This is a genomic window from Micromonospora trifolii (assembly GCF_050516465.1).
Taxonomy (GTDB): Bacteria; Actinomycetota; Actinomycetes; order Mycobacteriales; family Micromonosporaceae; genus Micromonospora; species Micromonospora trifolii.
Genome location: NZ_CP191526.1, coordinates 3,288,943 through 3,309,160 on the forward strand (window position 1 = coordinate 3,288,943; position 20,218 = coordinate 3,309,160).

General features: G+C 70.6%; 18 protein-coding genes. 9 read left to right on the plus strand and 9 right to left on the minus strand.

All coding sequences use genetic code 11. The features are described 5' to 3' along the window. The first annotated feature begins 20 nt into the window (after positions 1-20). Entirely contained in the window at positions 21-437 is a 417-nt protein-coding gene (locus tag ACQRWP_RS14980; protein ID WP_430502839.1) for a hypothetical protein, read from the plus strand. Positions 438-509: 72 nt separating this feature from the next. On the opposite strand, the gene ACQRWP_RS14985 is transcribed toward ACQRWP_RS14980, so the two are convergent. The 8 genes from ACQRWP_RS14985 to ACQRWP_RS15020 all read right to left on the minus strand — a co-directional run bounded on the left by ACQRWP_RS14985 (position 510) and on the right by ACQRWP_RS15020 (position 8,919). Further along, the gene (locus ACQRWP_RS14985; RefSeq protein WP_430502840.1) at positions 510-2,543 is read right to left on the minus strand and encodes a hypothetical protein; all 2,034 of its coding nucleotides are present in this window, start codon (positions 2,541-2,543) and stop codon (positions 510-512) included. A gap of 181 nt (positions 2,544-2,724) precedes the next feature. After that, a complete protein-coding gene (locus ACQRWP_RS14990; RefSeq protein ID WP_167337290.1) occupies positions 2,725-2,871 on the minus strand; it encodes a hypothetical protein in 147 nt (48 codons plus the stop codon). A gap of 131 nt (positions 2,872-3,002) precedes the next feature. Then, positions 3,003-3,644, minus strand: coding sequence for a GNAT family N-acetyltransferase (locus ACQRWP_RS14995; protein ID WP_430502841.1), 642 nt, complete (start codon positions 3,642-3,644; stop codon positions 3,003-3,005). Between the two features lie 110 nt (positions 3,645-3,754). Then, positions 3,755-4,609, minus strand: coding sequence for an ABC transporter ATP-binding protein (locus tag ACQRWP_RS15000; RefSeq protein ID WP_430502842.1), 855 nt, complete (start codon positions 4,607-4,609; stop codon positions 3,755-3,757). Beyond that, entirely contained in the window at positions 4,606-5,709 is a 1,104-nt protein-coding gene (locus ACQRWP_RS15005) for a FecCD family ABC transporter permease (protein ID WP_430502843.1), read from the minus strand. Before ACQRWP_RS15005 ends, ACQRWP_RS15000 begins: the two co-directional genes overlap by 4 nt. Beyond that, entirely contained in the window at positions 5,706-6,494 is a 789-nt protein-coding gene (locus ACQRWP_RS15010; RefSeq protein WP_430502844.1) for a class I SAM-dependent methyltransferase, read from the minus strand. The genes ACQRWP_RS15005 and ACQRWP_RS15010 overlap by 4 nt, the downstream gene beginning before the upstream one ends. Then, positions 6,491-7,492 carry an ABC transporter substrate-binding protein gene (locus tag ACQRWP_RS15015; protein ID WP_430502845.1) on the minus strand — a complete coding sequence of 334 codons (1,002 nt, stop codon included), beginning with the start codon at positions 7,490-7,492 and terminating at the stop codon, positions 6,491-6,493. Before ACQRWP_RS15015 ends, ACQRWP_RS15010 begins: the two co-directional genes overlap by 4 nt. Before the next feature lie 212 nt (positions 7,493-7,704). Continuing rightward, positions 7,705-8,919: a cellulose-binding domain-containing protein gene (locus tag ACQRWP_RS15020; RefSeq protein WP_430502846.1), complete on the minus strand. Its 1,215-nt coding sequence runs from the start codon at positions 8,917-8,919 to the stop codon at positions 7,705-7,707. Positions 8,920-9,347: 428 nt separating this feature from the next. On the opposite strand from ACQRWP_RS15020, the gene ACQRWP_RS15025 reads away from it, so the two are divergent. Then, positions 9,348-9,734 carry a YciI family protein gene (locus tag ACQRWP_RS15025; RefSeq protein WP_430502847.1) on the plus strand — a complete coding sequence of 129 codons (387 nt, stop codon included), beginning with the start codon at positions 9,348-9,350 and terminating at the stop codon, positions 9,732-9,734. After that, complete coding sequence (locus ACQRWP_RS15030; RefSeq protein ID WP_430502848.1) at positions 9,734-10,948, plus strand: RNA polymerase sigma factor; 1,215 nt, start codon at positions 9,734-9,736, stop codon at positions 10,946-10,948. The genes ACQRWP_RS15025 and ACQRWP_RS15030 overlap by 1 nt, the downstream gene beginning before the upstream one ends. A 58-nt stretch (positions 10,949-11,006) precedes the next feature. On the opposite strand, the gene ACQRWP_RS15035 is transcribed toward ACQRWP_RS15030, so the two are convergent. Further along, complete coding sequence (locus ACQRWP_RS15035; protein ID WP_430502849.1) at positions 11,007-11,669, minus strand: tetratricopeptide repeat protein; 663 nt, start codon at positions 11,667-11,669, stop codon at positions 11,007-11,009. A 98-nt stretch (positions 11,670-11,767) separates the two neighbouring features. On the opposite strand from ACQRWP_RS15035, the gene ACQRWP_RS15040 reads away from it, so the two are divergent. The 6 genes from ACQRWP_RS15040 to ACQRWP_RS15065 all read left to right on the plus strand — a co-directional run bounded on the left by ACQRWP_RS15040 (position 11,768) and on the right by ACQRWP_RS15065 (position 20,203). Continuing rightward, the gene (locus tag ACQRWP_RS15040; protein ID WP_430502850.1) at positions 11,768-12,757 is read left to right on the plus strand and encodes a BtrH N-terminal domain-containing protein; all 990 of its coding nucleotides are present in this window, start codon (positions 11,768-11,770) and stop codon (positions 12,755-12,757) included. Positions 12,758-12,889: 132 nt separating this feature from the next. Continuing rightward, on the plus strand, positions 12,890-13,381 hold the full coding sequence (locus tag ACQRWP_RS15045; protein WP_430502851.1) for a sigma-70 family RNA polymerase sigma factor: 492 nt from the start codon (positions 12,890-12,892) through the stop codon (positions 13,379-13,381). Between the two features lie 14 nt (positions 13,382-13,395). Further along, positions 13,396-14,238 (plus strand): hypothetical protein, encoded by an 843-nt coding sequence (locus ACQRWP_RS15050; RefSeq protein WP_430502852.1) that lies wholly within the window; start codon positions 13,396-13,398, stop codon positions 14,236-14,238. A 47-nt stretch (positions 14,239-14,285) separates the two neighbouring features. After that, positions 14,286-14,639, plus strand: coding sequence for a VOC family protein (locus ACQRWP_RS15055; RefSeq protein ID WP_430502853.1), 354 nt, complete (start codon positions 14,286-14,288; stop codon positions 14,637-14,639). 222 nt (positions 14,640-14,861) lie between these two features. Next, complete coding sequence (locus ACQRWP_RS15060; protein WP_430502854.1) at positions 14,862-18,002, plus strand: glycosyl hydrolase family 95 catalytic domain-containing protein; 3,141 nt, start codon at positions 14,862-14,864, stop codon at positions 18,000-18,002. A gap of 71 nt (positions 18,003-18,073) precedes the next feature. Further along, the gene (locus ACQRWP_RS15065) at positions 18,074-20,203 is read left to right on the plus strand and encodes a ThuA domain-containing protein (protein WP_430502855.1); all 2,130 of its coding nucleotides are present in this window, start codon (positions 18,074-18,076) and stop codon (positions 20,201-20,203) included. The last annotated feature ends 15 nt before the right edge of the window (positions 20,204-20,218 follow it).

A 20,218-nucleotide genomic window follows, 5' to 3' on the forward strand; every position in this document is an offset into this window, starting at 1 on the left:
TGCATTGAAGGAGGTCACCGATGAAGAGCCTTTCCCGACGTGGCGTGCGCGTTCTCGCGGCCGCCGGTCTGGCTGTGCCAGCGACGCTGGCGTTCGCCGGACCCGCGCACGCCGAGACCAACCCGCGCTGCGCCGGCTCGGTGCAGATCGGCGCGACCGCGTACGTCACCGTCGGCGGTCAGACCGCGGCTTCGGTCAAGCAGTACAAGGGCTGCGGCAAGAACTACGCCTACACGTACGTGTGGCAGCAGTACCGGGCCAGCCACGGCTCGTACCAGGTCTGCACCTCCATCGTGACCGGAAGCACGCTGCGCGACCTGCAGTGTTCCGGCGGCCCGGAGGTGTGGTCCTCGGGCGCCAACACGCTGTCGGTGTGCACCCGGGCCCTCGGTGGCATCTCGGACGTGGCGCAGAAGGAGACCGAAGTGCGCTGCTGACCCGGCGAACTCGACGTTCGCCCCGGCGGGGCGCTGGCACAGCCAGCGCCCCGCTTCGCCCCGACTCTCGGGTCACGGGCAGGGTGTCCGCGCGCAGACGTCGACGACCTTGCCGGTGAGCAGGAAGACCGCCTTTTGTTTCTGGGCTGCTGCCTGGGCGCGGGGGAACTCGTGCGGATCGTCGCCGAACTCCGGCCCGGCCGGAGCGAGGTTGGTCGGTGGCGGCGCGTGCGCCGCGCCGCTGTTCCAGATCACGATCGCCGAGCCGGTGTACGGGTAGCGGCGGATCGGCGCGATGCCCCAGTACGGCCGCGCGTCCAGTGACCAGCCGTCGGCGAGCGCGGGGGTGTGCAGGCGCGCGCCGATGGTGCGCGCCTGCACCTCCGCCGCGGCGGGCGAGACCTGCTGGTCGCCGAAGGCCACGTGCATCAGCACCTGGTGCGCCGGGGTGCGCGGTAGTGGCCGGTCGGTCATGTGCTGGGCGTACCCGTTGGCCTCGGACCGGTCCCACAGCATCTGCAGCAGCGCGAGGACCAGCTGCTGGTCGACCTTGTCGGGGTAGTAGCCGTCGAGGACGGTCTGGAACGGTGCGAAGTCCACGCTGCGTTGCAGCAGCGTGGAGTAGTTCATCGCCGGTACGCCGAGCACCGACCGGGTCCAGTCCTGGGCGATGGCGGTGAGCGCACCTCCGTTGATGCCGCCCTGGCTGTTGCCGTCGTAGTGCAGCCCGCCGACGCGATTGATCAGCGGCCGGGCGGTGGCGTCCCGGAACGCCGGGTGAGCGGCGAACCCAGCCGGGTGGATCATCGCGCGACCCAGGAAGAGGAAGTTCAGGAAGCTCTGCTGCAACCGGTCCGCCACCGCGGGGAAGACACTGAGGTCGGTGAAGGCGCCGGCCACATAGGGGACGTCGGCGGCGGCCATGCCGATCCAGCTGGTCGCGCAGAAGGTGAAGTTGTGGGTGTTCGACATCGCCTTGACGTTGCCGGCGTTGATCTCGGTCGGCCTGCCGAGCAGTCCATGGCCGTAGAGCGAGAGGTGGGCCGGCCTCGTGGCCGAGGCGCTGCGGGGGATGTTGCAGACGAAGTCCGCCGCCAGCGTCGGGCCGGACGGTGTGGGCAGGGCGTTCGGCGTGGACGGCGTCCCGGCGCCGCCGGCCGGCCCGTAGTGCAGCCGGGAGCCGGGCCCGCCGTCGCCGGTCAGATAGGACGGTACGCCGATGGTGCCGGTCACCTGCCGGGCGATCAGCGGATCCTGCTCCGGCGAATAGTCGGTCACCTGGGTGACGGTGACCGGCGGCGCGGCCCGACCGAGGTCGGCGAACGCGTCGTCGCGGACCTCCACCATCCGCCCGGTCAGCCCGTGCCGGCTGGCCACTGTGAAGTCCCAGGCCAGGTAGAGGCTGTGCCGCTTGACGCCGGTCCGAGTCAGGTCGGTGACGATCCGCCTCAGCTGCGGCCCCCGAGCGTCCCGTGGCTTGAGGCCGGCACCGGTCAGGTACGCCGTGAACGCCTTCGGCGCCGGAATCAACGCCCCGTTGCCGTCGCGCAGGCCGCGCAGCCCGACGACGTAGCGGGTGCCCTCGGTCAACGCCACCGCCGGCCTGATGATCAGCAGCTGCCGGTCGGGCTGGCCTGCGGCGTGCGCGTCCAACTCGGCCCAGTACGGCGTGCGCTCACCGGTCCGGGTGTTGAGCAGCACGATCGGCGCGTCCGGCGCCAGCGAGCGGCCGATGTCGGTGACCGGCGGGATCCCGCTCGCCGCGGCGTCGAGGCCGGGTACGCGCACCAGGATCGGTGAGCCGGGACTGAACCCGTCCTGCCGGTTCCACTCCGTCGGGTCGATCGAGGTTCCCTGCACGTTGGCGGGCATCGCGGCGGCGGCGAACCGCACCCGCTTGCCGGTGGGACTGCTCCGGTCCGGCACTGTGAAGTAGTCGTTCGGGAACGGCAGCAGGCAGGCGGTCGGGTCGATCGGATCGCAGGACGGGTGCCCGGCCGTTGCGGGAGTCGTTGGCGGTGCGGCAGGGGCCGCCGTGCCGAGCAGGACGGCGCCTGCTGCCACCAGCACGGACACGGCGAGACGGAGCCCTCTGGAGGTGGTCACACGCATCTCCTTCGACACTGAACGGCAGATCGATGGGTGGTGTTCTTCCTACGCTCGTGAAAGAAACTCAGCAAGCGAACCCCGACCACGTGAGGGAAACAGACTCGCGGCCGGTGGCCGGCAGCCCGATCACGCTCTGGCTGCCGGCCACCGGCCGCACCGACGACGACTCACGCGACGATCAGTCGGTGATCACCGGCCAGGCGTAGGCGAGAAGGGCGCAGGCGGCACCCAGAAGCGCGAGCGAGACACCCCTCGTGGGCAGCGGCAGAGCAGCGAGCACGATCAGGATGACGGCGACAACGTAGAGAAATGCCTGGACCGACATGGTGCTCTCCTCGATCAGGGGTAGCGGGCGGCTGACTTCATCCGCGGGATGCCCCCGGGCGTGATCTCGGAAACCTCCTGCCGATCACGGTTCGGCCCACAGTGGTACGTGCGGATCGCCCGGTGCGGTGCCTACGTCTGGAGAAGAAGCGCTTCGGCGCCCACCGGTCGAAAACCCGCCGCCTGGAAGGCGCGCACGCTGCGCGCGTTGCCGGCGGCCTGCTGGGCCCAGACCGGCTGACCGTCGGGCACCAGATGTCGGGCGGCCGTCGCCAGCGCCCGCCCCAGACCCCGGTGGCGATGCTCGTCGTCGACCTCTATCGCCGCCTCCCAACGGCCGGCCACCCCGCGGCCGAGCACGACCACCCCACCCTCGGCGGCCCAGACGCGGATGTCGTCACGGCGCCGACGTGACCTGACCTCGCGAGGATGATCGGCGTCCGCAAGCTCAGTCAGCCGCAACGGGGGTGGCCCGGCAAGGTAATTCGCGACGGTCAGCAGGTCGATCGTGTCCATGGAGCGCCGGGTGCGGTCGAGCAGCGCACCCAGGAAACGCGGATTCATCGTGGCCGCCAGGGAGTCGCAGTCGAGGGTGGCCAGCGTACGACGTACCCACTGGGGGTCTTCGTCGGTGAACACCACCGAGTGTCCGGTGAAGGCGATGACTCCGGCGTCGCGGCGGCTCGGCTGCGACACCACGGTGGTCCCGCCGTCCGGTGGCGGGAAGTGCCCGTGCGCCGCCGCGTCCAGGATCTCGGCCAAGGTGCGGTCCATGGTCATCTTCTCCCCCGTACGGACCAGACAGTGTTCAGACATCCTCCCGGGTCGAGTGCGAACCTGAGTGCCGCGGGGTATCGGCCCCGCTTTGTCAGCTCCGTCGGTGCCTACGTCGCGTGGCTGCGGTACCAGATCCGGGGCCGGCCGTCAGCGGCGATGGCAACGTCCGTGCGCACCTGATAGACCTGCTCGATCCGTTTGGTGGTGAGAACCTCGACGGGCGTACCCGCCGCGACCACCCGCCCGCCGTACAGAAGCACCAGCCGGTCGCAGTACTGCGCGGCCAGATTGAGGTCGTGCAGAGTCACCACGACGGTGCTGGCCGACTCGGCGAGGAACCGCAGCAACTCCAGTTGATGCCGGATGTCCAGGTGGTTGGTCGGCTCGTCGAGCAGCAGCAGATCCGGTTCCTGCACCAGAGCGCGGGCCAGGTCCACCCGCTGCCGCTCACCACCGGAGAGGCTGGACCAGCGCCGCTGCTCGAAGCCCGCCAGGCCGGCCTCGGCGAGCGCGCGCCGCGCCAGGTCCAGATCCGCGGCGCCGACCCCGGCAAGACGTGGCCGGTACGGGGTCCGGCCCAGCAGAACCACCTCCAGTGCGGACATCTCCACGTCGGTGGCCACCTGCTGGGTGACCACCGCGATCCGTTGAGCCAGCGCACGCCGGGGTATCGCGCCCACCGCGACGTCGTCGAGCAGCACCCGCCCGGACTCCGGCCGCGCCAGCCCGGCCAGTAGTCGCAGCAGGCTCGACTTGCCGGAGCCGTTCGGCCCGAGCAACCCGACCGTGGCGCCCGGCTCGGCGGTGAGCGCCACCCCGGCCAGGATCCGTACGCCGGCCACGCGCCACCCGATCCCGTCGGCGTGCAGCCGCGCCGGCAACGCTCCCGCCGGGTACGCGTCACCGCCGGTCGCCCGACCACTGCCGCCCACTCCCCGGCCGGCGGCGCCCGACCCGATCACGGCGTACCCGTCCGGCGTCGCATGACCAGCGCGAACACCGGCACCCCGAGCAGCGCGGTGAGCACGCCCACCGGCAGTTCCTGTGGCGAGAAGACAGTCCGCGCCACGGTGTCCGCCCAGATCAGGAAGATCGCGCCGATCACCGCGCCGGCGGGCAGCAACGTCCGATGCCCGGAGCCGAACAGGAACCGTACGGCGTGCGGCACGGTCAACCCGACGAAACCGATGGCGCCGCTCGCCGCGACCAGCGCGGCCGCCATCAGTGCGGTGACGGTGAACAGCAACAGCCGGGTGCGCCCGGGAGAGAAACCGAGCGAGCGGGCGGTATCGGTGCCGAACGCGAACGCGTCCAGCGCCGACGCACTGGCCCAACAGACCAGCAGGCCGACGGCGACCACCACGGCGCTCAGCGTCACCGACGCCCAGGAGGCCGCCGTCAGCGAGCCGAGCAGCCAGAACGTCACGCTACGGGTGTCCTGGGTGTGCGCGTCGGAGATCACGATCAGGCTGGTCACCGCGCTGAAGAGCTGCGAGACAGCCACCCCGGCGAGAACGATCCGGGTCGGCTCGCCGGCCCGCCGGCCGGCCAGCAGCAGCACCGCGCCGAACGCGGCCATGCTGCCGACGAACGCGCCGGTGGTCAGGTCGACCGGGCCGGCGCCGATCCGAATGCCGAGTACCAACACCGCCACCGCTCCGGTGGAGGCGCCGGACGAGACACCGAGCAGGAACGGGTCGGCCAGCGGATTTCGCGTGAGCGCCTGGAGCACCGCCCCACACACCGCCAGACCGGCACCGACCAACGCGGCCAACAGCACCCGGGGCAGCCGGAGATCCCACACGATGCTGTCCGGCAACGCCGGTAGTGGCTGGACCGGCAGGCCCACGTGGCTGGCCACCGAACGCAGAACGCTGTCGACCGGCAGGTCGGCCGAGCCCACGCTGACCGCCGCCGCGATGGTGACCAGCAGGAGGAGCAGGGCCAGCGGCAGGACGTACCGGCCGCTTCTCGAGATGCCGGTAGGGGGTGGCGAGTCCCGTCGCGTCGACCCGGGCGGGCCGCTCGCCGAGACGAGGGATCGTGCGGCTCGCGGGTTCATCGGCGGGCGAACACCACGTAGTCGTCCAGGTACTGCCAGACGGTGCCGACCTCGGCGAACCCGGCCGTGCGAAGGGCAGCCAGATGGAACTCCAGTGAGGCTGGGGCCGGCGGCGGTCGGTCGGCGAACCGCCGATCCCGCTGGGCAGCCAGGCCGGCCAGTTCCGGGTGTCGGGCCGCCTCGGCGTACCAGGCGGAGTAGGTGAGCGCTCCGGCAGCGAATGTCTCCTGCTGCACCTGCGCGTCGTGCCGACCGGCGATGTCGCGCAGGGTGGACGCCGATTCGTCGTAGCGGAGGTGGTCGCCGTTGAGCAGCACACCACCGGCGGGCAGCAGCCGTGCCATGGTGGTGTAGACCCGCAGCAGTTGCTCCGGCGCGAGCCAGTGCAGTGCCGTCGAGGTGAGCACGGCGTCGACCCGCCGTCCGGTCAGCGCCTCCTCCCAGCCCTCGGCCACCAGGTCGACGTCGTGGACCTGGACCCGTGCGCTGTACCGGTCCAGGGCACGCCGCGCGACCTCCAGCAGGATCGGGTCGTAGTCGACCGCGACGGCGGTTGCGCGGGGGAATTGCGCCAGCATCCGGTCGCTGATCGCACCGGGACCGCAGGCCAGGTCGAGGATCGTGAGGTCGTCCGGGCAGTGCAGCCGCAGCACGTCGGCCATCGCGTCGAACCGCAGGTCGCGGTGGGCCACATAGGCGGACTGCTGGTCGTTCCAGAGTTCGAGCAGGCGGCGGGCAGCCGACTGGTCCAGCACGGCGACCTCGGCGCCGGCCGGCGGGGTCATCGAGCGGTCCCGTGCAGGTTGGCGCCGACCAGTTCCGCCGCCTGGACGCTACGGATCGACGGGTCCATCGACGAGCCGGGCACTGTGACGAACCGTCCGGCGACCACCGCGTCCAGCTTCGACGTCACCGGGTTGCGGCGCAGGAAGTCGATCTTCGATTGGGCACTGTCGCCGTCGCCGCCCCTGCTCAGATCGGCCAACACGATCACCTCCGGGTTGCGTTTGGCGATCTCCTCCCAGTTGCCCGCCGGCCACTTCTGGTTGGCATCGGTGAACGTGTTGCGGGCGCCCAGCAGGGAGCTGATCGCGTCCGGAACCCCGCCGTGCCCGGCCACGTACGGGGTGCTCGTTCCGGAGTAGTACCAGAGGACTGACGGGCCGGCGCTCGGCGCGGCCGTCGGCGCCGCACCTCGGGCGGCGTCCAACCGACTCTGCTGGTCGTGGATCAGCTTGTCGGCCCGCTCCGGGACGCCGAAGACGCCGGCGATGTCACGGATCTCGTCGAAGATCCCGTCGAAGGTGACCGTCTGGGTCGCGTCGGCCGGCTTCTCGCAGGCGAACTCGGAGAGGTACGCCGGCACGCCGAGCGTGGCCAGGTCAGCGCGCGAGCCCGCGGCGTCCGGAGCGTACGCGGAGGTGTAGGTCGAGTAGACGAAGTCCGGGTTCGCCGCCCGGACCGCCTCTCGTGAGGGGTAGAGCTTGGCCAGCACCGGCACCTTCTCGTACGCCGGGCGCAGCTCGGGCAGCACCGGGTCGGTCTGGTAGCTGGTGCCGACCATCCGATCGGCGAGACCGAGGCTGAGCATGATCTCGGTGGCGTTCTGCTCCAGTGCGATCGCTCGCTGGGGTGGCGCGGTGACGCTGACCGGCAGTCCGCAGTTGGTCAGGTGGACCGGGGTGGCCAGGTGGTCCTGCGCGGCCGGTGCGGCTCCCCCGTCGGAGCAGCCAGCCGCGGCCAGCACCAGGCACAGGCCTGCCTTAACGAAAACGGTTTCCATGAGCGGGAACATATCAACAGCACTTCCGCGGCCTGGCAGGCGGGGGTGCGGTGCGTCAGCCGACGCAGACGTCGCCCCGCGTTCCGGCCACCGCCCGCTCAGGCCGACGCCGACGCAGTCGAGGGTGTGACCCGGAACCTGGGTCACACCCTCGACGCATTCATCATCTTGGCGGGGCACCGCTGACGGCCCCCGCCCACGACCCCGACGGGTCAGCAGCCGATCCGGCTGGACCCCAGCGCGACGTCGTCGTACCAGAGGGTGTCGGCTCCGCCGCCGTAGCTCTCCCAGCCCAACTTCAGGTCGGTGAGCTGCGGCCGCCAGGTGCGGTTGTACCACTGGCCGTCGATGTCGTGCGTCGGCGCGCCGTCCGCGGTCAGCCCGGGGATGGCGGTGCCGTCCAACCAGGTACGCAGCTGACCGGCCGCACCGTCCACCATGAACTCCACGCAGGTCCACCGGTTGGTGGGTAGCGGCACGCTCTGCGCCACCCCGGCCGGGCTCTGCTCGGGCAGGGTCGCGTCATCGGAGGCGCGGTTCCACTGCAGGGCGCCGTTCTGGCCGCCCAACCGCAGGTCCTTGCTGCCGTCGGCGGCGTCGGCCATCGCCATCATCGTGGTGTGTTCGGTGGGCTGGGCGGTGGTGTGCCGGACCCAGATCCGGCCGTACCGGACGTTGCCCACGCTGCCGAGGTTCTTCGTGGATCTGATGAAGACGTGGTTGCAGTACCCGGCGGCGCCGTTGATCCGAACCGACCGGCTGCCGCTGTGCGTGGTCGCCGTGTCGATGGTGGCGGTACCGGCGCCGGAACAGTCCGGGCTCACCACGGCCCAGTCACCGGACGGCGTCGACCCGGTCTGGCCCTCGAAGCCGTCGCAGAGCACCGCGCCGGCACACCCGGTCGGCGGCTCGGTGGTGGGCGGCGGGGTGGTCGGCGGAGGCGTCGTTGGCGGTGGGGTGGTCGGTGGCGGGGTGGTCGGAGGCGGCGTGGTCGGAGGCGGCGTGGCGCCGTTGCACGGTACGCCGTTCAGGCTGAACCCGGTCGGCGCGCCACCACTGGAGCCGTACGTGCCCTGCAACCCGAACTCGGTGGAGCCGCCGGCCGGGATACTGCCGTTGTACGACGCGTTGCGGGCGGTCACCGTCGATCCGGACTGGCTGACCGTGGCGTTCCAGCCGCTGGTGACCCGCTCGTCCCCGGCGTACGTCCAGGTGACGGTCCAACTGGAGACGGCCGCGTCCCCCGGGGAGACCTTGACGGTGGCGGTGAATCCGCCGGGCCACTGGTTGGGCGTGTAGTCGACCCGGCAGCCCTGGGCGGCTGCGGCCGGGCCGCTGAGCAGGGCCGCTCCGGTTGTGGTCGCGGCGGCGGCCAGCGCGGCGACGACCACCAGGGTCGCGGCGCGGCGGGCACGGAAAATCGTCATGAAGGGTCCTTCTGCCATCGAGCTGAGCGGAGGCGGCACGGCGGCGCGTCCTGAACGGACGCGGCGCGACAACGTGCCCTGGATGCGGCGCGGCGGTGCGCCACAGCGACCGGTCGTGCGTACGACCGAAATGCCCGGCTCGGGGATGGACCTGTCAGCCGCCGACGGCCCGGTCGCCCGGACCCCGGCGGCGCCCACCCTCAATCTATTGACGAATGCCTATTGAATCAAGGTCGGCGCCACTTCCCCGCCGCGTCGATCTTGCAGTTTCAGTTGGCGACATGCGTGGGATGCCCCTTATGTCGAGACAGCAAGTGCAAGATCGCGGAGCGGGGACAAACTTTCAGGACCGTGTCGATCCGTGGGTTGCCCGTTCGACGTGGGGATGCTGGGGCCGGGAGACGGCCCCGTCGGATGAGGAGAAAGCGATGTCGAAGTACCTGTTGATCATGCGGGGCACCGATGAGACGAACGCGGCCATGACGGCCAACCTCGACGAGATGATGGCCACGACCCGCCAGTTCATCGAGGACATGATGAAGGCGGACGTTCTCGTCGCGGCCGAAGGGCTGGACGATCCGCGCCAGGGCGTCGTGGTCGACTTCGGCGGCGAGGCACCGGTGGTCACCGACGGTCCGTACGGCGAGACCAGGGAGTTGTTCGGCGGCTACTTCCTGCTCGATGTCGCCACGAAACAGGAGGCGGTCGAGTGGGCCAAGCGGGTCCCGGCGGTCCGCGGGTCCAAGATCGAGGTCCGGCGGGTGGCCGAGGCCGACGAGGTCCCGCAGGGCGGCGAGAGCAACGGCCACGTCTGATGGGTACGGCCGACGTCGAGGCCGTCTGGCGGATCGAGTCGGCGCGGATCGTCGCCGCGCTGACCCGGTTCACCGGTGATTTCGGGCTGGCCGAGGACGCCGCCCAGGAGGCGGTGGCCGAGGCCCTCGTGTCCTGGCCGCGTGCCTCTCCGGCCAATCCGGCCGGGTGGCTGATGGCTACGGCCCGGCGGCGGGCGATCGACGCGATCCGCCGCCGGGTCGCCCTCCAGGAGCGATACGCCCTGTTGGCGGCCGATCCCGCGCTCGATCAGGAGATCGACCCCGATCGGATCGACGACGATGTGCTGGCGCTGATGTTCGTCAGCTGCCACCCGGTGCTCTCCCCCGAGGCGCGGGTGGCGCTGACCCTGCGGGTGGTCGGCGGCCTGTCCAGCGAGGAGATCGCCCGCGCGTTCCTGGTGCCCGTGCCGACCGTGCAGGCCCGCATCACCCGGGGCAAGAAGGCGATCGCGGCGGCCGGGGTGCCGTTCGAGCTGCCGCCGGTCGGCGAGCGCCGGGAGCGACTCGGCGGTGTGCTCAGCGTCCTCTACGTGATCTTCACAGAGGGGTCGACGGCCACCTCGGGCGACCGGCTGCTGCGCCCCGACGTGGCGTACGAGGCGATCCGGCTGGCCCGCACACTTGCCGCGCTACAGCCGGACGAGCCGGAGGTGCACGGCCTGCTCGCCCTGTGCGAGCTGACGGCCGCGCGCTTTCCGGCCCGGACCGACCCGGACGGCACCCCGATCCTTCTTGAGGAACAGGACCGCCGGTTGTGGGACTTACCGGCGATCCGCCGTGGGCTGGCCGCGCTGGCCAGGGCATCGCAGCGCGGCCTCGGCCCCTACGGTCTACAGGCCGCGATCGCGGCCACGCACGCGTCGGCACCCTCGGTCGAGGAGACCGACTGGGCCCGGATCGTCCGGCTCTACGAGGCGCTCGGCCGGGTCGCGCCCTCGCCGGTGGTCGAACTCAACCGGGCCGTCGCCGTCGCCATGGCCTCGGGTCCGGCGCCGGCCCTGGCCATCGTGGACGAGCTGATCGCCGCGAACCGGCTCCCCGGCTCGCACCTCGTCCCGACGGTACGCGGCGAGCTGCTGACCCGCCTCGGCCGGCTTCCGGAGGCGCGCGTCGAGTTGGAGCTGGCCGCCCGGCTCTGCGCCAATCAGCGCGAACGCTCGGTGCTGCTCGGCAAGGCCGCCGCGCTGAGCTGACTGCTCCAGCGCCGCCGGCCGAACCCTGAACGCCGCTCGCCCGCCCATGGCCGCAGGCTCAGATCTGCGTTCTCGCCTGCTCGATGTGCCGGGCGATGGCGTGCGCGCCGTGCGCGCGTGCGATGGCGTGCGCCTCGTCGAGGATGGCGAGCGCGTCCGCGCGGCGGTCCTGCGCGGCGGCGATGTAGGCCAGCCCGATCATGTTGGAGGCCACGCCCGGCAGCGCTCCGACCTCCCGGCGCAGCCGGGTCGACTCCTCCAGCCGCTCACGCGCCTCGTCCAGCCGGCCAGCGGCGTGCGCCGCGATGCCCAGGTGCCGGAGCGCCTCGGCCCGGGTCGGCTTGTCGCCGGTCTGCGCCGCCAGCCGGCAGGACCGCTCCAGGTACGGAACCGCGATTTCGTCGTCACGTCGGATGAACTGGTGCAGACAACCGATCCAGAACAACGCCTCGGCCTCGCCACGCGGGTCCCCCAGTGCCCGGTACAGCTCGAGCGCACGCTCGAACAGTGGCAGCTCGGCGGGATCCTCGGTAGGCGACGAGCCGGCGCCGGCGGGCGCGCTCTGAAACCGGGCGTGCAGGATCATCCCCCGCGCCAACGCCGCATCGGCCTCGACGGCGCGCAGACCCTGCTCGGCGTCGGTCAGCCCGCTGGTGTCACCGCCGAACACCGCCCGTTCGTAGATCTCTCGGGCCCGTACGATCCGATCGTCGGTGCTCATCGTCGCCCCCGCTGGCATCGCCGCTACCGTCCTAGGCCCGGCAGCTTAGTCGGCAGACCGCCTGGCCGACCCGCCCGAACACCAGATCAGGAAGCCGGATGATCATCGAGAAGGTGGCGATCCCCGCCGGTCAGCACTGTGAGACCACCACGCTCGGCGCCCTGCTGCGCCACGGGGGCCTGGACCTGTCCGAGCCCATGCTGTTCGGCCTCGGCGAAGGGCTGGGTTTCGTCTACTGGGACGCCAGGAGCATGGCCTTTCCGTTCCTCGGCGGCCGCACCAAGCCCACCACGATCACCCGGACCGTCGCCGACCGGCTAAGCCTGACGTTGCAGATCCAGGAAACCACCTCACCTGCCAAGGCGTGGCAGAACGTCGCCGCCTCCCTCGCCGTCGGACGCCCGGTCGGCCTGCAACTGGACTCGTACCACCTGGACTACTTCACCACGAAGGTCCACTTCGGAGGTCACTTCGTCGCGATGTACGGCTACGACGAAACCCATGCATATCTGATCGACACGGCCCAGCAGGGCGGCGCCGTGACGACCACGCTGACGAGCCTGGCTCGGGCCCGCAACGAACGCGGGCCGATGACCGCCCGCCACCTCTCCTACACCGTCGCCAGCCCGACCGGCCCGCCGGATCTGAGCACCGCCATCCGGGCCAGCATCCGCAGCAACGCCGACGCCTTCCTCAACCCGCCCATCGCCAACCTGGGCCACCGGGGCATCGCCAAGGCGGCCCGGCAGGTGACCCGATGGCTCGACCGCTCCAGCGACCCGTCGCGTGACCTCCCGCTGGCCGCGGCGCTGATGGAACACGGCGGGACCGGCGGCGCCCTGTTCCGCGCCATGTACCGCGACTTCCTCGCCGAAAGCGCCTCCATCGTCGACGACGCCGCTCTCCGCCTCGGTCACCAGATGTACGCCGAGATCGCCCCGCTGTGGACCCAGGTCGCCCACCACATCGCGGCAGCTGGCCAGACCGGTGACCCGGACCAACTCACCCGCGCCTCGGTGATCCTCAGCGAACTCGCCGACCGGGAACGCGAGGCGATGCAGATCCTGTCCAGCGTCCGCACCGACTGACCACCTCCAGATCCTCGGCGGCAATGAGAGCCGAGCAGCGTGCAACCTGCGGACGGGAGGGCCGCGTCGTACGGCCGTGACAGTCAGCGCAGAGAACAGACCCGTGCTGGTCGCCGGAGAGGACAGACCCCGGTGAGGCGGGCCGACGAGACCGACTTCCACGACTTCGTCGCGGTCCGGATGGATCGCTGGCGGCGCAGCGCGTTCCTGCTCTGCCAGGACTGGCACACCGCCGACGACGTCGTGTCGGTGACCGTGGCGAAGCTCTACCGGAACTGGCGCACGGCGGGTCGGGCGGACAACCGTGACGCGTACGCCCAGCGGGTCCTGACCCGCTCCTGGCTCGATGAGCGGCGCCGGCCCTGGAAGCGGCGCGAACAGGTGAGCGAGGCGCTGCCGGACGTGGCCGTGGCGGCCCCGGAGACGGTCACCGACCGCGAAGGACTCGCCGCGTTGCTGCGTTCCCTCGGCCCTAAGCAGCGGGCGGTGCTCGTGCTCCGCTACTACCTGGACTGTTCAGTGGAGGAGACCGCGCAGATCCTCGGCATCTCCACCGGCACCGTCAAGAGTCAGTCGGCGCGCGGGCTGGCGAACCTGCGCGCCGTCGTCACCGGTCAGTCCTGAGAAAGAGGCAGCAGATGGGTCACCAGTTGTTCGACGAGTTGATCGGGACGCCACCGCCACCCCAGGTGGACGTGGCGGGAATCGTCCGACGTGAGCGGCGCGCGAGCCGCGCCCGGCTGGTCGGCGGCCCGCTGGCCGCTGTCCTGGCGTTGGCGGTCGGCGTCGGTGTCGCCGTACACGATCGGGAGCCCGGCCGGCCGCTGGCCGCGCCCTCTCCCACGGCCGCCGACACCGGGTTCCGCCTGGTCTTCGACACCGACGAGAACGCGAAGGCCAGCGCGGAGCGCCTCGGCGTGGAGTTCGATGCCGCGCTGCGTGCGGTGGCGTCCGGGTCGACGTGGTTCTGGATCCCCGACCACGTGGGCGAGGCCCGCCAGCCGGACGGGCGGCCGCCGGTGTTCACCCACAACGGCCGGGACGACATGGTCGGCGGCGGATCTGGCGTGTCGTACCGGGGACGGAAGGGTCCGCTGGGGGTCTCGATCTCTCCCGACGTTCTCGATCCGGCACCGAGCGGCCGGCCCGTCGACCCCTCGGCGCCCGAAGGGCCCACCGGATTCCACTGGCCGTGCGAGCTGCCGGAGGGTGCGGGAGACACCCGCTACCACCGTGTCTGTGTGGTGGGGACGACCCCCGGTGGCCTCCGGATGAAGACCGAGACGCTGACCGGGAAGCGGACCGCGAGCGTGCAGCACATCGTCTCGATCCAACTGCCCGGCAACCGGGCGCTCAGCGCGAGCGTCAGCAACATGGTGGGGGTCGACGAGCAGGCCGTCGCCGCGCAGCCGGAGCCCCCGCTCTCCGCCGAGCAGCTCAGGGAGGTCGCGGTACGGGTTGCCGAGCGGGTCAGGGCCTGACGGTCGCAATAATCAGGGGGTATCTATCGCCTGAGCTGGAGGTCCACATGCGTGTCATCCGTATTCTGCCCAACCTTCCGGTGGCTGACGTCAGCGCCGCGAAGGGCTTCTACACCGACTTTCTCGGTTTGAGCACCGAGGCGTTCAACCTGGGTTGGGTGGCCCGTTACACCTCGGCCGACCCCGACGTGGCCGTGCAGCTCGTCTCCGGCGACGCGACAGCACCCGAGGACTCGGTCATCAGCGCGCAGGTGGATGACGTGGACGGCGCCTATGCCGAGGCACAGCGGCTCGGCTACGAGATCGTGCATCCGCTGACCACCGAGCCGTGGGGCGTGCGCAGGTTCTTCGTCCGCGCCCCGGACGGCAACGTCATCAACGTGGCGGCTCACCGCTCCTGAGGGTGATCTCGACAATCCTGAGGGATTGACCCTCACAGACGCCCGATGTTAACTGCACATCAACGATGTGGATCGATGTTCATCCGGTTGCCGTCAACCCGGCGCGGTGGCACCGTTCCGCGTCGTCTCGACATCGCCCTCGTTTCGGCGGACGTGGGCACACCGGGGCACTTCCCGGGGTGCGAGACCTGCATCCGCGACGATCCAGAGGAGATCGTGTCGATGAAGTTGACGCCGCCGCTACGAATCGCGCTCGCTGTTCTGCTCGCGGGTGGTGTCGTCGCCGTCGGGCCGGCTGGGCCAGCGACCGCGGCGCCCACGGACGCCGCGTTCGGGAGCAGCACCGGGACGTTGAACGTCAACCGGGCGGCCTACCTGTCGAAGCACGACATCGTCTACAACCGTCCGAACAGCAATCCCCTGCACGGGCTCACCGTCGGCAACGGCCGCACCGGTGCCATGGTGTGGAACAACAACGGCCTGACCGCCCAGGTCTCCGGTGTCGACCTGGCACAGCAGTCGACCTACGCCGCCGGGCTGGTCAACCTGTACAGCAACCCGCAACTCGACACCGGCTACACCACCTTCCAGCAACGCCTCTCGTTGTACGACGGGACGCTGACCACGAAGTACGACAACAATCGCACCGTCACCGTGCTGGGCGCGCCCAACTCCGAGGTGATGGGCATCCACGTCGAGGACACCCGACCCGGGGTGAGCAGCGTCGGGCTCGACCTGAGCCTGTGGGACATGAACACCGTCCAGAACATCGCGGACGTCCCCGACCTCAACACCTGGCGTACCGTCTCGACCTTCGCCGACGCCAGTGGCGTCGGGTTGAGCCGTGGGCAGACCGACGCGAACAACTTCGGGTACACCCTGGCGGCCACGGTCGAGGGGGCGTCGTACTCCTCCCAGGTGGTCAACGGCACCCGGGTCCGGCTGACGATCACCCCCACGTCGAGCTACACCGTGTGGTTCACCGCGGCCAGCCGGATCAACTCACCGGGCCTGAACTCGGTGACCCAGGCGAAGAACCAGTTGGCGGCAGCCAAGAGCACCGGCTACGCCACCACGTTGAACAACTACCGCAACTGGTGGCACGACTTCTGGGCCAAGTCGTTCGTCCAGTACTCCAACGCCGGCGGCGACGCCGACTACCTGGAGAACGTCTACTACCTGGCGACCTACATGATCGCGGCGGGCGGCTACGGCAACTACCCGCTGCACTTCATCAACGGGGTCTTCCGGGCGACCCAGGACACCTCGAAGTGGAGCAACGGGTACTGGTACTGGAACCAACGGGACGTCTACAACTCCTTCCTGGCCAGCAACCACGTCGACCTGATGGCCGGGTTCAACCGGCTCTACAGCCGCAACCTCTCCGCGCTGAAGACGTACACCACCACCCGGTACGGCAGTGACGGGCTCTGGGTGCCCGAGACGATGGGCTGGGACGGCAACGCCCGGGGCACGATCAACAGCGACTACGTCAACGACACCTACTCGACCGGCACCGAGGCCGCCTACAACATGTACCTCCAGTACCGGTACAGCAACGACGAGTCGTACCTGCGCACCACCGCCTACCCGTACATGCGGGAGGCGGTGAAGTTCTACGAGGACATGCTCGACTACGACAGCGCCACCGGCCGGTGGTACATGGCGAACTCGAACGCCCACGAGACGTACTGGGACGTCCGCAACGCCATCACCGACCTGGCGGCGGTGCGGCTGCTCTTCCCGCTCACCATCCAGGTGAGCCAGCAACTCGGCCTCGACGCCGGGTTGCGGGCCAACTGGCAGACCATCGTCAACAACCTGGCCCCCTACCAGGTGCAGAACGGGGCGTACCTGCCGCACGACCCACCGATCGCGCAGACCCGCAACAACGAGAACGTGGCGCTGGAGTTGGCCTGGCCCTACGACCAGACCGGCATCGGCTACCCCGACCAGCAGACCGCGATCACCACCTGGAACGTGCGGCCCCACCCGTACGGCAACGTCTGGTCCAACGACCACGTCCACGCCGCCCGGCTCGGCCTCGGCGACCAGGCGTTCCAGGGCATGCGGACGATGCTGCAGAAGTACCAGAACTACCCGAACGGGATGACCAACAACACCAACGGCGTCTTCGAGTACCTCGGCGTCCACCTGACCGCGATGAACGAGTCGTTGCTCCAGTCGTACAACGACAAGATCCGGGTGTTCCCGGCCGCGCCGACCGACTCCAGCTTCGTCGGGAAGTTCACCCTGCTCGCCAAGGACGGATTCCTGGTCAGCTCGGAGCGCGAGGCCGGCGAGACCAAGTACGTGGGGCTGCGCAGCCAGTACGGCAAGACGGCCCGGGTGGTGAACCCGTGGGGCGGCCAGGAGGTCCGGGTCCGTCGTACCTCGGACAACGCCGTGCTGACCACCACCTCGGCCGCCGAGATCAGCTTCGCCACCGCGGCGAACACGGTGTACGTGGTGGAGCGCACCGCCAAGCCGCTGTCGACGTACGCGACCACCACGTTGACCGGCACCGCCAACCAGGGCGAGAAGATCCTGTCCGGCACCGCCTCGACCCTGGGCCTCGGCGGCGCCGGCGGTGGCGGGCTGGTCAACGACACGATGCTGACCTACGACGCCAACTGGCACCACACCACCGCCCGGGGGTACGGCGACTACAACGACGACACCCACCACAGCACCACTGTCGGCTCGGCGGCCAGCTACACCTTCACCGGCACCGGGGTGGAGTACCTGTCCGAGCGGTTCAGCGACATGGGCAACGTCGACGTCTACCTGGACAACGTGTTCCAGACCAACGTCAACCTGAACGTCGCCGGCGCCCGCCAGGCCCAGCAGGTCGTGTTCCGCAAGACCGGGCTGGCCAACGGCTCCCACACGATCCGCATCGTCAACAAGACCACCTCCGTGGGCATGGTCGACGCGTTGCGGATCCTCACCGGCAGCACGCCGACGACCGGGGCGGTCGCGCTGCGGGCCCAGGCGAACGGCCGCTACGTCAGCGCCACCAGTGCCGGCGCGGGCAACCTCGTCGCGTCCGCCGCCAGCGTCGGCAGCTCGGAGCAGTTCGAGCAGATCGACCTCGGCGGCGGCACCATCGCCCTGCGGGCCCGGGTCAACAACCAGATCGTCTGCGCCGAGAACGCCGGTGCCAACCCGCTGATCGCCAACCGGGCGTCCGCCGGATCGTGGGAGACCTTCGCCCTGGTCCGCAACCCCGACGGCTCGGTCAGCCTGCGGGCGACGGTGAACAACAGGTACGTGGTCGCGGAGAACGCCGGAGCCGAGGCGCTGATCGCGAACCGGGACGCGATCGGCCCCTGGGAGAAGTTCGACCTGATCACCCTCTGACGCCGGAGCCGGCGGGCCCGCCGGCCGGAACCTGCCGTACCCGTCCGTCCCCCTCCCACAAGGAGCCCTTCATGCGTAGACGCGCCATCAGCACGCTCGCCGCCGCAGTCGTCACCGGACTCACCCTCGCCGCTGGTGCGGCGACGGTGGCCTCGACCCCGGCCGAGGCCGCACCGTTGGGCAAGGTCCTGGTCTTCTCCAAGACCGCCGGCTTCCGGCACTCCTCCATCCCGAACGGCATCGCCGCCATCCAGCAGCTCGGCGCGGCGAACGGCTTCACCGTCACCGCCACCGAGGACGCGGCGACCTTCACCACTGCCAACCTCGCCCAGTACCAGGCGGTGGTCTTCCTCAGCACCACCGGCGACGTGCTCAACGCCGGCCAGCAGGGCGCCTTCGAGGCGTACGTGGCCGCCGGCGGCGGCTTCGTCGGAGTGCACGCCGCCGCCGACACCGAGTACGACTGGCAGTGGTACGGCGGGCTGGTCGGTGGGTACTTCGCCTCGCACCCGGCCACCCAGCAGGCGACCGTGCGGATCGAGGACCGGGCCAACGCCTCGACCGCGCACCTGCCGTCGACCTGGACCCGCACCGACGAGTGGTACAACTACCGGACCAACCCCCGCTCGGCGGTCAAGGTGCTGGCCAGCCTCGACGAGTCGTCGTACACCGGCGGGTCAATGGGTGGTGACCACCCCATCACCTGGTGCCACAGCTACGGCGGCGGACGCTCCTGGTACACCGGCCTCGGCCACACCGAGCAGAGCTACGCCGACCCGAACTTCACCCGCATGCTGCTGGGCGGCATCCAGGTGGCGGCCGGGGCGGTGGCGGCCGACTGCCGGCCGGAGCCCGGCTACACCCCGCTGTTCGACGGCACCCAGGCCAGCCTCGGGCAGTGGCGGCAGGCGGGGCCGGGCGGGTTCACCCTGGCCGACGGCACACTCACGTCGAGCGGTGGCATGGGACTGCTCTGGTACCCGGTGCGCACCTTCGCCAACTACTCGCTCAAGGTCGACTGGATGATGCCGGGCGACGACAACGGTGGGGTCTTCATCGGGTTCCCCGATCCGCAGGGCGACCCGTGGGGCCCGGTCGCCGCCGGTCACGAGATCCAGATCGACGCCACCGACGGCGACCCGACGCGCACCACCGGCAGCGTCTACAGCTTCCAGGCACCCAACCAGGCCACCCGCGCGGCGGCGCTCAACCCACCCGGCTCCTGGAACACCTACGAGATCGGCGTGCACGGCCAGCGGGTCGAGATCTGGCTCAACGGCGTCAAGATCAACGATTACGTCAGCAGCCGGTCCATCGCCAACGGCTACATCGGGTTGCAGAACGACGGCGCCGGGATGGACATCAACTACCGCAACGTGCGGATCAAGACCGACGGCCCGAGTGAGCCGCCCGCCACCGACCTGGCCCAGGGTCGGCCGGTGACGGCGTCCAGCGTCGAGCCGGGCAGCGCGCACGCGGCGGCCAACGCCGTGGACGGCAACGGAACCACCCGCTGGGGCAGCGCGTACGCCGACCCTCAGTGGATCACCGTCGACCTGGGGGCCGCGTACGCGATCAACCGGGTGCGGCTGGCGTGGGAGACGGCCCACGCGCGGGCGTACCAGGTCCAGGTGTCGCCGGACAACGTCACCTGGTCACCGGTGCACACCACGACCACCGGAGACGGCGGCGTCGACGACCTCACGGTGACCGGCACCGGCCGTTACCTGCGGGTCTACGGCACCCAACGCGCCACCCAGTGGGGTTACTCGCTGTGGGACCTCAACGTCTACGGCACCGCCGCCGGTGGCACCCTGCTCTCCCTGGGCAAGCCGGTCACCGCGTCCAGCGTGGAGCCGGGCAGCGCGCACGCGGCGACCAACGCCGTCGACGGCAACACGACCACCCGCTGGGGCAGCGCGTACACCGACCCTCAGTGGATCTCGGTGGACCTCGGCGCGTCCCGCACCCTCGACCGGGTCCGGCTGACCTGGGAGGCGGCGTACGCGCGGGCGTACCAGATCCAGGTCTCCCCGGACAACGTCGCCTGGTCGCCGGTGCACACCACGACCACGGGCGACGGCGGAGTGGACGACATCGCCGTCTCGGCCACAGGCCGCTACCTGCGCGTCCAGGGCACCCAGCGGGCCCTGCCCGCGTACGGCTACTCGTTGTGGGAGTTGGAGGTCCACGGCCGCTGACGGCCAGCCGGAACA

Bases quoted from the DNA above. Each gene is read 5' to 3' on its own strand.
- ACQRWP_RS15005 (WP_430502843.1), bottom strand. From the start codon at position 5,709: ATGAACCCGCGAGCCGCACGATCCCTCGTCTCGGCGAGCGGCCCGCCC.
- ACQRWP_RS15020 (WP_430502846.1), bottom strand. From the start codon at position 8,919: ATGACGATTTTCCGTGCCCGCCGCGCCGCGACCCTGGTGGTCGTCGCC.
- ACQRWP_RS15065 (WP_430502855.1), top strand. From the start codon at position 18,074: ATGCGTAGACGCGCCATCAGCACGCTCGCCGCCGCAGTCGTCACCGGA.
- ACQRWP_RS15040 (WP_430502850.1), top strand. From the start codon at position 11,768: ATGATCATCGAGAAGGTGGCGATCCCCGCCGGTCAGCACTGTGAGACC.
- ACQRWP_RS15030 (WP_430502848.1), top strand. From the start codon at position 9,734: ATGGGTACGGCCGACGTCGAGGCCGTCTGGCGGATCGAGTCGGCGCGG.
- ACQRWP_RS14990 (WP_167337290.1), bottom strand. From the start codon at position 2,871: ATGTCGGTCCAGGCATTTCTCTACGTTGTCGCCGTCATCCTGATCGTG.
- ACQRWP_RS14995 (WP_430502841.1), bottom strand. From the start codon at position 3,644: ATGGACCGCACCTTGGCCGAGATCCTGGACGCGGCGGCGCACGGGCAC.
- ACQRWP_RS15025 (WP_430502847.1), top strand. From the start codon at position 9,348: ATGTCGAAGTACCTGTTGATCATGCGGGGCACCGATGAGACGAACGCG.
- ACQRWP_RS15060 (WP_430502854.1), top strand. From the start codon at position 14,862: ATGAAGTTGACGCCGCCGCTACGAATCGCGCTCGCTGTTCTGCTCGCG.
- ACQRWP_RS15055 (WP_430502853.1), top strand. From the start codon at position 14,286: ATGCGTGTCATCCGTATTCTGCCCAACCTTCCGGTGGCTGACGTCAGC.
- ACQRWP_RS15010 (WP_430502844.1), bottom strand. From the start codon at position 6,494: ATGACCCCGCCGGCCGGCGCCGAGGTCGCCGTGCTGGACCAGTCGGCT.
- ACQRWP_RS14980 (WP_430502839.1), top strand. From the start codon at position 21: ATGAAGAGCCTTTCCCGACGTGGCGTGCGCGTTCTCGCGGCCGCCGGT.
- ACQRWP_RS15050 (WP_430502852.1), top strand. From the start codon at position 13,396: ATGGGTCACCAGTTGTTCGACGAGTTGATCGGGACGCCACCGCCACCC.
- ACQRWP_RS15035 (WP_430502849.1), bottom strand. From the start codon at position 11,669: ATGAGCACCGACGATCGGATCGTACGGGCCCGAGAGATCTACGAACGG.
- ACQRWP_RS15015 (WP_430502845.1), bottom strand. From the start codon at position 7,492: ATGGAAACCGTTTTCGTTAAGGCAGGCCTGTGCCTGGTGCTGGCCGCG.